Source organism: Amycolatopsis vancoresmycina, from assembly GCF_000716785.1.
Taxonomy (GTDB): Bacteria; Actinomycetota; Actinomycetes; order Mycobacteriales; family Pseudonocardiaceae; genus Amycolatopsis; species Amycolatopsis vancoresmycina.
The window spans coordinates 13685-26731 of the sequence record NZ_JNYY01000022.1 but is presented as its reverse complement, the minus strand read 5'-3'; the positions used below and the strand labels follow the sequence as shown (position 1 = coordinate 26731).

At 71.6% G+C, this 13047-nt stretch carries 13 protein-coding genes and 1 riboswitch; of the genes, 4 read left to right on the top strand and 9 right to left on the bottom strand.

What is annotated here, in order from left to right:
* Positions 1-60: 60 nt before the first annotated feature.
* On the bottom strand, positions 61-1179 hold the full coding sequence (locus tag OO60_RS36940) for a hypothetical protein (RefSeq protein ID WP_033263097.1): 1119 nt from the start codon (positions 1177-1179) through the stop codon (positions 61-63).
* A 332-nt stretch (positions 1180-1511) separates the two neighbouring features.
* Here OO60_RS36940 and OO60_RS36935 point away from each other — a divergent pair, with 332 nt between their 5' ends.
* The 4 genes from OO60_RS36935 to OO60_RS36920 all read left to right on the top strand — a co-directional run bounded on the left by OO60_RS36935 (position 1512) and on the right by OO60_RS36920 (position 3600).
* Positions 1512-2111, top strand: a complete 600-nt coding sequence (locus OO60_RS36935; RefSeq protein ID WP_003062093.1) for a 50S ribosomal protein L25/general stress protein Ctc — start codon at positions 1512-1514, stop codon at positions 2109-2111.
* Positions 2112-2120: 9 nt separating this feature from the next.
* Positions 2121-2714: an aminoacyl-tRNA hydrolase gene (gene pth, locus OO60_RS36930; RefSeq protein WP_003062089.1), complete on the top strand. Its 594-nt coding sequence runs from the start codon at positions 2121-2123 to the stop codon at positions 2712-2714.
* 20 nt (positions 2715-2734) lie between these two features.
* Complete coding sequence (locus OO60_RS48280; RefSeq protein WP_003062087.1) at positions 2735-3052, top strand: DivIVA domain-containing protein; 318 nt, start codon at positions 2735-2737, stop codon at positions 3050-3052.
* Between the two features lie 191 nt (positions 3053-3243).
* Complete coding sequence (locus tag OO60_RS36920; protein WP_003062084.1) at positions 3244-3600, top strand: DivIVA domain-containing protein; 357 nt, start codon at positions 3244-3246, stop codon at positions 3598-3600.
* A 62-nt stretch (positions 3601-3662) separates the two neighbouring features.
* Here OO60_RS36920 and OO60_RS36915 read toward each other — a convergent pair whose 3' ends face one another.
* The 8 genes from OO60_RS36915 to OO60_RS36880 form a co-directional block, all read right to left on the bottom strand.
* Positions 3663-5351 (bottom strand): fatty acyl-AMP ligase, encoded by a 1689-nt coding sequence (locus tag OO60_RS36915; RefSeq protein WP_003062079.1) that lies wholly within the window; start codon positions 5349-5351, stop codon positions 3663-3665.
* Between the two features lie 24 nt (positions 5352-5375).
* Entirely contained in the window at positions 5376-5963 is a 588-nt protein-coding gene (locus tag OO60_RS36910; RefSeq protein WP_003062077.1) for a P-loop NTPase family protein, read from the bottom strand.
* On the bottom strand, positions 5960-7723 hold the full coding sequence (locus tag OO60_RS36905) for an ABC-F family ATP-binding cassette domain-containing protein (RefSeq protein WP_003062075.1): 1764 nt from the start codon (positions 7721-7723) through the stop codon (positions 5960-5962). The genes OO60_RS36910 and OO60_RS36905 overlap by 4 nt, the downstream gene beginning before the upstream one ends.
* A gap of 4 nt (positions 7724-7727) precedes the next feature.
* Positions 7728-8135 carry an ASCH domain-containing protein gene (locus OO60_RS36900; RefSeq protein ID WP_003062070.1) on the bottom strand — a complete coding sequence of 136 codons (408 nt, stop codon included), beginning with the start codon at positions 8133-8135 and terminating at the stop codon, positions 7728-7730.
* Positions 8132-9094, bottom strand: a complete 963-nt coding sequence (locus tag OO60_RS36895; RefSeq protein WP_003062067.1) for a 4-(cytidine 5'-diphospho)-2-C-methyl-D-erythritol kinase — start codon at positions 9092-9094, stop codon at positions 8132-8134. Before OO60_RS36895 ends, OO60_RS36900 begins: the two co-directional genes overlap by 4 nt.
* Positions 9095-9165: 71 nt before the next feature.
* Positions 9166-10179: a methionine ABC transporter ATP-binding protein gene (locus tag OO60_RS36890; RefSeq protein WP_003062065.1), complete on the bottom strand. Its 1014-nt coding sequence runs from the start codon at positions 10177-10179 to the stop codon at positions 9166-9168.
* A gap of 209 nt (positions 10180-10388) precedes the next feature.
* A riboswitch (SAM riboswitch) is annotated at positions 10389-10479 on the bottom strand.
* A 140-nt stretch (positions 10480-10619) separates the two neighbouring features.
* Entirely contained in the window at positions 10620-11456 is an 837-nt protein-coding gene (gene rsmA / locus OO60_RS36885; protein WP_003062062.1) for a 16S rRNA (adenine(1518)-N(6)/adenine(1519)-N(6))-dimethyltransferase RsmA, read from the bottom strand.
* A gap of 166 nt (positions 11457-11622) precedes the next feature.
* Positions 11623-13047, bottom strand: a complete 1425-nt coding sequence (locus OO60_RS36880; protein WP_003062060.1) for a resuscitation-promoting factor — start codon at positions 13045-13047, stop codon at positions 11623-11625.

The window sequence follows — 13047 nt, the reverse complement described above, 5'->3', positions numbered from 1 at the left end:
CTAGGAACGGAAGATCACGTACTTCAACGGGAGCAACACACCTGGGGGTAGGTGTCCAGGTCAGCCGCCCAGGCCCGCGAACTCGGCCGCGACCTTCTGCTTGACGGCGTTCACGTCGAGGTTCGCGCGGACCTCCGCGGTCGCGTTCGGCTTGGACAGCACCTGGTAGCTGGCCGTGCGGTTGGGCAGCTTGAACTTCACCGTGCAGGACAGCTTGATCGTCTTGTACGGCTCCGCGTCCCCGGCCGCCGTGCAGGTCTGCGCGCCGAGCGCCTCCGCGCTGACTTCGACCGTGAGGGTGACGTGCACGACGCTCTTCTCGCCCGAGGACGGCGTGCCGACCACGCTGTTGGAGACGTCGACCGTCGTCGTGCAGGAACCGACGAAGTCCTTGCAGTCGAGGTTGTCGTTGGTGACGACGGCGCTCGCCTGGACGAGGCCTTCGAACGGCTGGCCGAGGCCGCCGACGGTGTTGTCGAGGTCGGCGCGGAACGCCTTCAGCGCGTCCCCGGTGAGCGGGGCGACCTGGAACTCGGTGCCGTACTTCGGGCCGTTCTGCGGGTCGAGCAGCGCCGGGGCGAAGCTGACGACGCGGTTCGGCTTGGCCGTCGTCACCTGCAGGACGGTCGGCGCCGCGCCGAGCCGGTAGACCTCGGTGCCGTCCGCGAGCTTCGCCCGGACCGGCTCGGCCATCCGGTCGAGCCCGGCCAGCGCCTTGCGCAGCCCCTCGGCCAGCGCCGGCGGCGCGTACCGGGCCGCCGGGTCGAAGGGCAGTTCCGAGCCGAGCGAGCGCACCCAGCTCGTGCCGAACTGCGTGCCCTCGTCGATGGCGTGCGCCTTCCAGTAGTCGGCGTCGGCCTGCAGGTAGAACTGGCCGGCGGCGGCCGTCACCTGGACGACGCGGCCGTCCAGCGGCAACGCGCCGACGGCGTAGCCGCCGCGGGTCACCCGGAACTGCTGGTCGGCGCCCTTGACCGTGGCCTTCAACGCCACCGCGGGCGCCTGGCCCAGCGCGGTCAGGGCCGCGTCGACCGCGGCGCGCTGCTCGACGCGCCGGTCCGCCGTCGCCTGGTCGGCCGCGGAGACACCGGCGGTGCCGGCGACCGCCACCTGGCAGCCGGCCAGCAACCCGCCCAGCAGCAGCACCGCGGCCGCCACCCCGCTCCGTCGAGCCCGCATCAACGCCCCCTGCTTTCCCGCTACCCGAAGCACACCTCGGCCGGCGTCGTCCCGCCACCGGATTTGTGTCGTCACGTACCGGGGTCCAGGAGGGTTCTAGCCTGGGCCGGGCACCCGCCGCAACCCACCGTGATGAGGTTGGTTTACACTCTTGAGGTTGTCTCGGCGAGGCGGGGCCCTTCTGGGGTGCCCGGCGTGATCGACGCGGCGGCTCGAGTAGCCCCCGTCGTCGTGCACGCCCGGAAACTCGCCGCCGGAACTTCCTTGAACAGAACACACATCGGCTCTCCCCGCCGCAGCATGCTGTCTTTGATTTGAAGGAGTGCAACACCGTGTCCGAGGTACGTCTGTCCGTCGAGCCGCGCACCGAGTTCGGCAAGGGCGCCGCGCGCCGCACGCGTCGCGCCGGCAAGATCCCCGCCGTCCTCTACGGCCACGGCGCGGACCCGCGGCACTTCGCGCTGCCCGCGATCGAGTTCGCCCGCGTCGTGCGCGAGAACGGCTCGAACGCCGTCATCACCCTGGACCTGGAGGGCGCCAGCGAGCTGGCCCTGACCAAGACCATCGTGGTGCACCCGCTGAAGAACTACATCGAGCACGTCGACCTGCTGGTCGTCAAGCGCGGCGAGAAGGTCACCGTCGACGTCCCGGTCGTCGTCTCCGGCACCCCCGGCCCCGGCGGCCTGGTCAACCAGGACGTCGACACCCTGCAGGTCGAGGTCGAGGCGCTGCACATCCCGGAGCAGGTCGAGGTCTCGATCGAGGGCGCCGAGGTCGGCACCCAGATCCTGGCCGGCCAGATCGAGCTGCCGCAGGGCGCCACCCTGGTCACCGACCCGGAGTCGCTCGTCGTCTCCGTCAACGAGCCGCAGCGTGAAGAGACCGGCGACGAGGCCGAGGCGGGCGAAGAGTCGGCCGAAGACGCCGAATAGCATCACCGCATGACCGAAGACCTGCCCGGGGCCGGCGAGCTGATCCTGCTCGCCGGCCTCGGCAATCCCGGGCCCCAGTACGCCGGGAACCGGCACAACGTCGGGTTCATGGTGCTGGACGAGCTCGCCGCCCGCGTCGGCGGCAAGTTCAAGGCCCACAAAACCGGCGGCGAGCTCCTCGAGGGCCGGCTGGCCGGCCGCCGCGTGGTGCTGGTGAAGCCGCGTTCGTACATGAACCTGTCCGGCGGGCCGGTGGTGGGCGCGGCGAAGTTCTACAAGGTCGAGCCGTCCGGCGTCGTCGTGGTGCACGACGAGCTCGACGTCGACTTCGGCGCCCTGAAGCTGAAGTTCGGCGGCGGCGACAACGGCCACAACGGGCTCCGCTCGATCACGAAGTCGCTGGGCACGCGCGACTACTACCGGGTGCGGTTCGGCATCGGCCGCCCGCCCGGCAGGCAGGACCCGGCGGACTTCGTGCTGAAGGACTTTTCGACGGTCGAGCGCAAGGAACTCGCGTTCGAGGTGGACCGCTGCGCCGACGCGACCGAGGCGCTGGTCGGCACTGGCCTCGCGGCCGCGCAGAACGCCTTCCACGCGGGCTGAGATGGGCGGAAGGTGAAGCCATGACCCCCGAGGAAGTCCGGGCGATCGCCTTCGGCAAGCCCCGGTTCGGCCGCCGCGGCTACAACGAGGACGAGGTGGACGCGTTCCTCGACCTGATCGCGGAGGCGCTGGCCGGGCGCAACATCCTCACCCCCGACGACATCCACTACGTCGAGTTCACGATCATGCCGGTCGGGATGCGCAGCTACGACCAGGCCCAGGTGGACCTGTTCCTCGACGAGGCCGAGGCGGCCCTCGTGGCGCTGCGGAACCCGCGGCCGGCGGTGGTCGAGGAGGAGCGCCCGCAGGGCCCGCGGAAGTGGTTCGGGCGCAGCTGACGGCGCTCCCCGCCGGTGTCACCGTGTGAACCCGGCCACACCCCGGACGGTAGCGCCGCTTCACCCGAAGGCGGGCGCACGGCCGCCCGTCGGGGTGAGCTTCGGGGTCGCCCCTTCCGGGGGAACCTGTTCAGGCGTTAGGACGGTGTACGGGAGTTCGCACCAGCCCTACCCCGGAATCGGAGAGTTCCATGTCGTTCACCGCCGAAGACCTCGCCGAGGTCACCTTCGGTAACGCCCCGGTCGGCCGCCGTGGCTACGCGAAGCACGAGGTCGACGCGTTCGTCCGGCGGATCGCCAAGACGCTCACCGACGAGGACGACCTGACCGCCGCCGAAGTGCACCACGTGATGTTCGCGAAGCCGCTGATCGGCAAGCGCGGCTACGACGAGCGCGAAGTCGACGAGTTCCTCGACGCGGTGGAGGACCAGCTCGCCGCCCGCACCGGCCAGGCCCCGGACCTCCCGGGCGCCCGGACGGCCCCGGAAGCCACCGCCGAGCGGGCCACCCCGCCGACCCTCCGCGCGGTCCGCGTCCAGCAGCGCTGACGTCGCGAATGACTCATTCGGGACGTCGGAGGTCCCGAATGAGTCATTCGCGACGCGGGGGGTCAGGCGTCGGCGTTCTTCGAGATCCGGTCCGCGAACTGGACCGCCGTTGCCGCGCGCTTGACCTTGCCCGACGGGGTCTTCGGCAGGCTGCCCGCCGGGAGCACCACCACCGCGTACGGCCGCATGTCGACGGCGTCGCGGACCCGGGCCGACACCTGCTTCATCAGGGTCTTCTCCGCCTCGGCGTCGCCCGCCAGCTTCGACTCGACGACCACCGCGAACCGCTCGCGGCGGCTGCCCGCGTCCAGCCGGACCGCCACCGCGTTGCCCGCGCGCACGCCCTCGACCGACGTCGCCGCGCGCTCGATGTCCGTCGGGTACAGGTTGCGGCCACCCATGATGATGACGTCCTTGCGGCGGCCGCAGATGACGATCTGGCCGTCCACCAGGTACCCGAGGTCACCGGTGTTGAGCCAGCCGTCCTCGTCCTGCGTCGCGACCGGGCCGTCCATGGTCAGGTAGCCGGGCGTCACGGCTTCGCCGCGCAGCCGGATCTCGCCGACCTCGCGCTCGCCGACCCGCTCGCCTGCCTCGTTGACGATCTCCGCTTCCAGCCCGTCCAGCGGCCGGCCGAGCAGCGCGAACGACCGGACGCCGTCGGTGCCGCGCCGCGGGTCGCCCTCGGGCACCGGCACCGCGCGGTTCTCCGCCTCCAGCGCGTCGGCTTCGACGACGTCGAGGGTCAGCCCGGTGAACAGCGGCGCGAACGACACCGCGAGCGTCGCCTCGGCCATGCCGTAGGCCGGGAAAACGCATTCCGCGGGCATCTTGAACCGCGCGCCGGCGTCCACAAAGGTCTGGACGGCGGTCTCGTCGATGGGCTCGGCGCCGTTCAGCGCGATGCGCAGCTTCGAGAGGTCGAACGCGTCGTCCTCGTCGACGCGGGCCATCCGGCGCCCGACGATGGCGTACGCGAAGTTCGGCGCCGCCGTCGTGGTGCCGTGGTACTTCGTGATCAGCTCGGGCCAGATCAGCGGACCCGAGAGGAACTCGACCGGCGTGATCTTGACCAGCTCGACGCCGAAGGTCATCGGCACGGTCAGGAAGCCGACCATCCCCATGTCGTGGAAGGTCGGCAGCCAGGACACCATGACGTCGGTGTCGAAGTCGAACTCGGCGCGGTCGACCATGGCCTTGACGTTGGAGTACAGGTTCCCGTAGGTGATCCGCACGGCCTTCGGGTCGGCGGTCGAGCCGCTGGTGAGCTGCAGCAGCGCGGTGTCGCCCTCGTCGGTGGCGACGACGTCGGCGAGGGGCTCGGCCGCGGCCAGCTCGGTGATGAGCTTGAACCCGATGCCCTTCTGCTCGAGGACGGGCGCGAGCTGGTCGAAGGGCTCACCCAGCAGCACGAGGTCGGAGCCGATCATGCCGAGCACCCGCACGGTGTCCTCGGCCCACTCGGCGAGATCGGTGCGCGGGGTGGGCTGGTGCAGCATGGTGACGCTGCCCCCGGCCAGCCAGACGGCCTGCACGGTCGGCGCGATCAACACGGGCGCGGCGGCGAGCACGCCGACGGCGGTTCCCGGCCGGAACCCCGCGGCGACGAGCCCACCGGCGATCCGCCGGGCTTCTTCGTGCACCTCGCTCCAGGTCCGCCGAACCGGCTCCTTCGGCTCCCCGGTGACCATGCCCCGCTGCTGACCCCGCCCCGTCGCGGTGGCGACGAGCGTGTCCACGAACCTGCTCATAGCCGGAACATTACTGTCTCGGCGTCAACATCCGCCGAGCAACGCGGAAACGGGTCCCCGCAGCCACCGGTCCACCTGGCGCTGCCCCCGCAACCGGACGACGACCAGGCCGGGGTGGCGGTCTTCGCCGATGACCCGCCGGACCCGCGCGCGCATGACCGGGTGGTACCGCCACGCGACCCGGACGATGTGCTCGCGGTCGGTGAAGAAGGTGCGCAACGGGCCTTCGACGTTGCCCCCGGCGATCTCCGAACCGCGGCCGAAGCGGCGCTGCAGGGTGCGCTTGACGACCCGGGCCATCGCCAGCGCACGCGGGTGGTCGAGCCACACCAGCACGTCCAGGCGCGCCGTCATCCGGTCCCGGACCTGCTCGCCCTGCCACTCGATCGCCCACACGTCACCGGCCAGGAAGCCGAGCACCTCGGCCTCCCACGTCTCCCGCACGGTCCAGCCGGGCCCGAGGTAGAAGGATTCGAGCGAAACGTACGGCACGCCGAGCCGCTCGCACAGGGTTTGCGCCAAGGTCGACTTGCCCGAGCCCGCCGAACCGGCTACGGCGATCCGCCGGAGCCGGCGGACGCCGAGCGGCTCGTCCGGCCCGACGACCCTCATTCCAGCAGCTCGGAGGTCTCCAGCCAGCGGCCCTCGACGTCCGAGATCTCGCCCTGGACGCCCTTGAGCTCCGCGTTCAGCTCCATCAGCTTCGCCGGGTCCGTCGCCGCCGCCAGCAACGACGCGTGCAGCTTCTCCTCCTTGGCGTGCAGCTGGTCGAGCTTGCGCTCCAGCCTCCCCAGCTCCTTCTGGGCCGCGCGCAGGTCCGCCGCCGACTTCTTCGCCTCGACCTTCTCCACCGACGGCGCCGCGCCCGCGGCCGGCTGGGCCGCCGCGCGGCGGTTCAGGTACTCCTCGATGCCGCCCGGGAGGTGCGTGATGCGGCCGTCGCCGAACAGCGCGACGATCGTGTCGCACACGCGTTCCACCAGGTAGCGGTCGTGGGACACCACCACCATCGTGCCCGGCCAGCCGTCGAGGAGGTCCTCCAGCTGCTGGAGCGTGTCGATGTCCAGGTCGTTCGTCGGCTCGTCGAGCAGCAGCACGTTCGGCTCGGCCATCAGCAGCCGGCACAGCTGCAGGCGCCGCCGCTCGCCGCCCGAGAGGTCGCCGACCGGAGTCCACTGGCGGGCCTGCGGGAAGCCGAGCTTCTCGCCCAGCTGCGACGCCGTCATCTCCTGCTTGCCGAACACCACGCGCCCGGCCACCTGCTCGATCGCCTGCAACACGCGCAGGTCGCCGGGCAGGTCGTCGAGCTCCTGGCGCAGGTGCGCGAGCGCGACCGTCTTGCCCTCGATCCGGCGGCCCGTCGAGCCCTCGACGTCACCGCCGAGCAGCTTGAGCAGCGACGTCTTGCCCGAGCCGTTGACGCCGACCAGCCCGATCCGGTCGCCCGGGCCGACCCGCCAGGTGACGTGGTCGAGCAGCGTCCGCTCGCCCACCTGGTACGTCGTGTCTTCCAGCTCCAGCACGGTCTTCCCGAGCCGCCGCTTGGCGAACGCCTGCAGCTCGACGGAGTCCCGCGGCGGCGGGACGTCGGCGATCAGCGCTTCGGCCGCTTCGACTCGGTAGCGCGGCTTCGACGAGCGCGCCTGCGGTCCGCGGCGCAGCCACGCCAGCTCCTTGCGGGCGAGGTTCTGCCGCTTCTCCTCGGCCGTCGCGGCCAGCCGCGCCCGCTCGGCGCGCGCGAAGATCCAGTCGGCGTAACCACCTTCGTACTGCTCGACGCGGCCGTTCGCGACCTCCCACGTCAGGGTCGCGACGGTGTCGAGGAACCACCGGTCGTGCGTGACGACCACGACGGCGACCTTCCGGGCCAGCAGGTGGTCGGCGAGCCAGCGGACACCCTCGACGTCCAGGTGGTTGGTCGGCTCGTCGAGCACGATCAGGTCGAGCTCCCCGGTCAGCGCGGCGGCCAGCGAGACCCGGCGCCGCTCCCCACCGGACAGGTTCGCCGTCGGCGTGTCCAGGCCGATCGCGGTGATCCCCAGGCCGTCCACAATGGATCGGACGCGGGCATCGGCGGCCCATTCGTGCTCGGCGCCGTAGCGTTCGAGCACGACGTCGCCGACCGTGCTGCCGTCCGGGAGCTCAGTGCGCTGGGTGACCACGGCCATCCGCAGGTCGCGAACATGGCTCACCCGCCCGGAATCCGGCTCCGCGAGTCCGGAAAGGACTTCCAGCAGCGTCGTCTTGCCACCACCGTTGAGGCCGACGACGCCGATGCGCTGCCCGGCCGCGATGCCGAGGGAAACGCCGTCCAGCAGCGGGCGAACCCCGTAGGACTTGCTCACCGCCTCCAGGTTGACCAGGTTGGCCATCCGCTCAGCCGATCCTTTCCACCATCTCGAACCGGGTCGCCACGACCATCGTCGTGTCGTCCACGGTGAATTCCGGGTCCTCCAGTGCGGCGCGCACTTCCGCGCCTTGCCAGAACTTCGTGTGCTCCGCGCGCCATTCGGCGACGCTCGCGAAACCCTCGCCCTCGCCGAGGGCGTGCTGGATGTCCACTTCGGACATCGGAAGCACCCGCACCTCGGTGGTCTCGATGACCGCCACCCCCACCCCGGCGGAGTCGAGCACCAGCTCTCGCTCGCCCACCAGGGGCAACGCTTCGGCGTCGTGCTCGTATTCCGCGAGCAGGGCCGAGGTCGTCGTCTTCTCCCCGGCCAGGATCGCCGCGACCAGCTTGTCCCGCAACGGCCCCGGGAACGCGAACTCGGCGTGCTTCATGCGTGCACCCGCGGCGGCGCCGGCCGCGGCGCGTCGTCGCCACCGACGACCCGCGCGCCCGGGACCGGGCCGTGGGCCACGCGGACCGTCCGGCACACGCCCGCGCCCGACAGCTCGGCCGCCACCTCCACCGCCGACTGGCCGTCCTCGCAGAGGAACGCGCACGTCGGGCCGGAACCGGACACCGTGCCCGCGAGCGCGCCCGCGTTCACCCCCGCCCGGAGCGTGCGGCGCAGGTCGGGGCGCAGCGAGACCGCCGCCGCCTGCAGGTCGTTGCCCAGCAGCAGGGCCAGCTGGCGCGGGTCGCCGGAAGCCAGCGCCTCGACGACCGGTGTGTGCGAGCCGATCCGGGGCGGGTTGCCCGCCGCGCGCAGGCGGTCCAGCTCGCCGAACACCTTCGGCGTCGAGAGCCCCTCGGCGTCGAAGGCCAGCACCCAGTGGAACGTGTGCCGCGACAGCACCGGGACCAGCTGCTCGCCGCGGCCGGTGCCCAGCGCGGTGCCGCCGTAGAGCGCGAACGGGACGTCGCTGCCCAGGCCGGCGGCGATCTCGGCCAGCTCGTCGCGCGTCACGTCGAGGTTCCACAGCGAGGCCAGCCCGACCAGCGTCGCCGCCGCGTCGGCGCTGCCGCCCGCCATGCCGCCCGCGACCGGGATGCCCTTGCGCAGGACCACCCGGACCTTCGGCTCGCCGGTGCGCCCGACGTGCGCGGCCAGCGCTTCGACGGCCCGCCAGGCCAGGTTCTCCGGGCCGGTCGGGACCGCGCCCTCCCCCTCGCCGTAGACCTCGATGCCGGGCTCTTCGGTGACCGCGACGGTCACCTCGTCGGTCAGCGACAGCGCCTGGAACACGGTGACCAGCTCGTGGTAACCGTCTTCACGCAGGTCGTCGACCGAAAGGTGCAGGTTGACCTTGGCCGGGACCCGGACGGTGACTGGGGGCGGAACTACGGCGAGCACCCGACCAGCCTACGTGCCCGCGGAAACGCCCCGATGCGACGTGCACATCGGGGCGCTTCCGGACCACAAGATCAAGCAGCCGCGACACCCTGCGGGCCGCGGGCGGTGTGCGTCACGTGGCCACCGCGCTCGGCGACCCAGGCCAGCGCCGCGTCGGCCCGCTCGCCGCGGACACCCAGCCGGAACCGGCCGACCGGCGTGTCGCCGATGCGGGTCAGGCCGCCGCCGATGGTGGCGAACTCGACGTCGAACCGGCCCGCGGCCTCGGGCAGCAGCGCGCCGACCGAGGCGAAGCCGACCAGCACGACGTCCGCCGAGCGGTCGTAGCGCGCCGCCTGCGAGCGGGTGGTCTCGATGGCGGGCAGCAGCGCCTGCGCGGTGCGGCTAGCCGGGTTCGAGATCAGGTCGAGCACCGTGCCGCGCTCGATGACCGTGCCGTCCTCCAGCACCGCGACGTCGTCGCAGACCCGGCGGACCACGCCCGCGTCCGGGGTCGTGACGACGACCGTGACACCCAGCTCGGACCGGGCCCGGTCGAGGACGGTGAGCACCGCGCCGGCCTCCTCCGGGTCGACGCCGTCCGTCGGGTCGTCGGCGAGCAGCACGGCGGGGGCCGCCGCCAGGGCCTTCGCGACCGCGACGCGGCGGAGCTGACCGGCGGTCAGCTCACCGGGGCGCTGGGCGGCGCGCGGGGTCAGGCCGACGAGGTCGAGCAGCGAGCCGACCCGGCTGCGGCGCTGCGGGCCGTCGACGCCGAGCTGCTCGAGCGGGGAAGCGATGTTGCCGGCGATGGTGCGCTCGGCGATCAGCTCCGGCTTCGTCGAGACGACGCCGAGCTGGCGGCGGATTTCGCGGAGCCGGCGGCCGTCGAGGGTGCCGGTGTTCAGGCCGTCGAGGCGGACGACACCGCGGTCGGGGCGCTCCTGCAGCGCGATGCACCGGGCGAGGACGGACTTGCCGGACCCGGCCGGGCCGACCACGCCGAACAGCGAGCCGGCCTGGACGTCGACGCTCACGTCCCGCAGCGCGACGACCGAGTTTCCGTTGGTGGCAAAGGATTTGGACAGGTTTTCGACGGTGATCACGAAGGCTCCAGAAAACGGGGCGCACCCGCGCGGGGGCGCCCGGCCGCAAGCGAAGTCCGTCCGGTTGGGACGGTGCGTGAAGAAGAGGTGGACCGGCTACGACAAGCTCAGTTGGAGCGTCGACATGCGGTCACGGAGCGGCGGCCTTCGTCGACTACGCGACGCCTGGTCAGGAGCAGGGGGCGAGCTACCCTCTTCATCGAAAACGGCCTCCATCGGTCCTGGCGGTAGCACCTGCCCTGCGGAGGGTGGTTGCTGCGACTTCGGCGAGCCAGGTCTCTCAGTCGCTCGGGATGGACGTACTGAGTAAAACCGATCCCGAGGAGCGAACGCAAGCCCGTTGGCCCAGATCACACGAGTGGCGGTGTCCGGATGACGGGATCACGGGCGACGGGGGTGTATCTTCACACCTCCACTGTGGATCCCTAACGCGTGGACAACTAGCGCGCGGCCGCGATCCGGGCGAAGTCGTGCACGTCCAGCTGCTCGCCGCGGGTCTTGGGGTCGATCCCGGCGGCGGTGAGGAGTTCGCCGGCCCGCTCGGCCGAGCCCGCCCAGCCCGCGAGCGCGGCGCGGAGGGTCTTCCTGCGTTGTGAGAAGGCGGCGTCCACCAGGCCGAAGAGGAGGTCCCGGTCTTCGGACGCCGTCGTGTCGCCGCGTTCGAACGCGACGAGCGCGGAATCGACGTTCGGCACCGGCCAGAACACCGAGCGTGGCACGGCGGCGACCTTGCGTGCGGGGCCGTACCAGGCGAGCTTGACGCTCGGGACGCCGTAGATCCGGCTGCCGGGGCCGGCGGCCATCCGGTCGGCGACCTCGGTCTGCACCATGACGAGGCCGGTTTTCAAGGAGGGCACCTCGGCCAGCAGGTGCAGCACGACGGGCACGGCGACGTTGTAGGGCAGGTTGGCGACGAGCGCGGTCGGCTTGCCCAGGTCCTCGCGGGTGACGCGCAGGGCGTCGGCACCGACGACGGTCAGCCGTTCCGCGGCTTCCGGGCCCCGCTCGGCGACGGTCTTCGGGAGCCGCTCGGCGAGCTTGGGATCGATCTCGACGGCGACGACGCGGGCGCCGGTGGCGAGCAGGCCGAGGGTCAGCGACCCGAGCCCGGGCCCGACCTCCAGGACGACGTCGTCCGCGGTGACGTTCGCCAGCTCGACGATCCGCCGCACGGTGTTGGGATCGTGCACGAAGTTCTGCCCGAGCTTCTTGGTCGGCCGCACGTCGAGTTCGGCCGCCAGCCCGCGGATTTCGGCCGGTCCCAGCAGTTCAACCACCGGACGAGCTTACCCAGCGTGCTCCGCCCCCGTTCCGCTCGGTGCAAGTAGTCGTGAGTGGTAAGGCGGGTTCTAACCCGCCTTACCACTCACGACAAGCCGCGGCAGACCTGGGAACGCGAAGCGGCCCCCGTCCGGGGTGGACGGGGGCCGTTCGAAGCGGAACTCAGGCCTTCTTGCCGCAGACCGGCCAGGCGCTGTAGCCGCCGCGGGCGTCGCGGACCTTCTCCGCGATCGCGATCTGCTGCTCGCGCGAAGCCTGGTTCGGCAGGGCCGCGTACTGGTCGCCGCCGTAGGCGTCCCACGTGCGCTTGTCGAACTGGAGGCCGCCGTAGTAGCCGTTGCCGGTGTTGGTGGCCCAGTTGCCGCCCGACTCGCACTGCGCGATGCGGTCCCACGCGGAGCCGTCGCCGATGTTCGGGGCCGGGGCTTCCTTCGTGCCGACGTGGATGATCTTCGGCTTCGGCTGGGTGATCACCTGCTCGGAGATGCTCTCCCGGCCGACCTCCTTGCCGTTCTTCTGCGTGACCTTGTAGGTCACCATCTTCTCGCCCGGCGTGCCGGGGTCCTCGACGGAGGTCTTGCCCTTGGCCAGGTCCGGGTCGTCGACGCGCTGCTCGGGCGGCGCGATGGTCTCCTTCTGGGTGACCGTCGAGACGCCGGTGCGGCTGATGTGCACCTCGGCGCCGTCGGTCAGCTTGACGTCCAGACCACCCTCGGCCTGGTCCTCCGGGCCCAGGGTGAGCTTGTACTCGCCCAGGAACTCCTTCGTCGTGACCGCGGTCGTCTTCACCTGCTTCGGCGCGTTGGCGCCGTCGTACAGGGTGATGTTCTTGAGGGTCTTGATCTCGACGGTGGCGCCCTGCAGGGGCAGCTCGCCGTCCTTCGGCATCGACATCCACGTGCCGGGCTTGTCCATCTCGGCCATGCCGAGCTGGCTCAGCGCGTCGCCGAGGTGGGTCGCGCGGACCCAGGAGGTGTGCTCCGCGCCGTCGACGATCATCTTCAGCTGGCGGCCGCGCTCGAGCTTGATGACGCCGCCGTCACCGACCTCCGCCTGCGGGGAGGGGGACAGCGAGTCGTGCTCGCCGACGGACAGGCCCGCGTCCTCGAGCACCTCGCCGACGGTGCCGCCGAAGGAGTGCACGGTCTGCTGGTGGCCGTCGACGTCGACGGTGATGCTCTTGTTCATCGCCAGCGCGGCCGCGCCGCCGCCGGCGACGCTGATCATGACGCTGAGGACGGCGCCCTTGAGGAACCGGCGCTTCCAGACCTTGGTCGTCTGGCGGAGGCCCTCGTCCAGAGCCGCACGACGCGCTTCGGGGGAAGCGGTGCGGTCCTCCTCGAGGCCGTCCGGGATGACGATCGGCGGCAGGTACGTCGTCTCGGCGTTGATGAGCCGGATCAGCTCGTCGACGTCGACGTCGATCTCGGCCATCATCGCGTCGGCATCGGGGCCGAGCGCGGCGAGGATGTCCTGCTGCGTGATGTTCGGGTCGTCGGAGAAGTCGAGCTGGCCGTAAGCCGTGTCCTCGAAATGACTGCGTTCGAGGACGGCGGAGCGCGCTCCAGCCTGTCTGCTACCTGTCAC

Excerpts from the sequence above, each read along its gene's own strand:
- OO60_RS36905 (WP_003062075.1), bottom strand. The coding sequence starts at position 7,723 with ATGGCCAACCTGGTCAACCTGGAGGCGGTGAGCAAGTCCTACGGGGTT.
- OO60_RS36920 (WP_003062084.1), top strand. The coding sequence starts at position 3,244 with ATGTCGTTCACCGCCGAAGACCTCGCCGAGGTCACCTTCGGTAACGCC.
- OO60_RS36940 (WP_033263097.1), bottom strand. The coding sequence starts at position 1,179 with ATGCGGGCTCGACGGAGCGGGGTGGCGGCCGCGGTGCTGCTGCTGGGC.
- OO60_RS48280 (WP_003062087.1), top strand. The coding sequence starts at position 2,735 with ATGACCCCCGAGGAAGTCCGGGCGATCGCCTTCGGCAAGCCCCGGTTC.
- OO60_RS36900 (WP_003062070.1), bottom strand. The coding sequence starts at position 8,135 with ATGAAGCACGCCGAGTTCGCGTTCCCGGGGCCGTTGCGGGACAAGCTG.
- OO60_RS36915 (WP_003062079.1), bottom strand. The coding sequence starts at position 5,351 with ATGAGCAGGTTCGTGGACACGCTCGTCGCCACCGCGACGGGGCGGGGT.
- OO60_RS36910 (WP_003062077.1), bottom strand. The coding sequence starts at position 5,963 with ATGAGGGTCGTCGGGCCGGACGAGCCGCTCGGCGTCCGCCGGCTCCGG.
- pth (WP_003062089.1), top strand. The coding sequence starts at position 2,121 with ATGACCGAAGACCTGCCCGGGGCCGGCGAGCTGATCCTGCTCGCCGGC.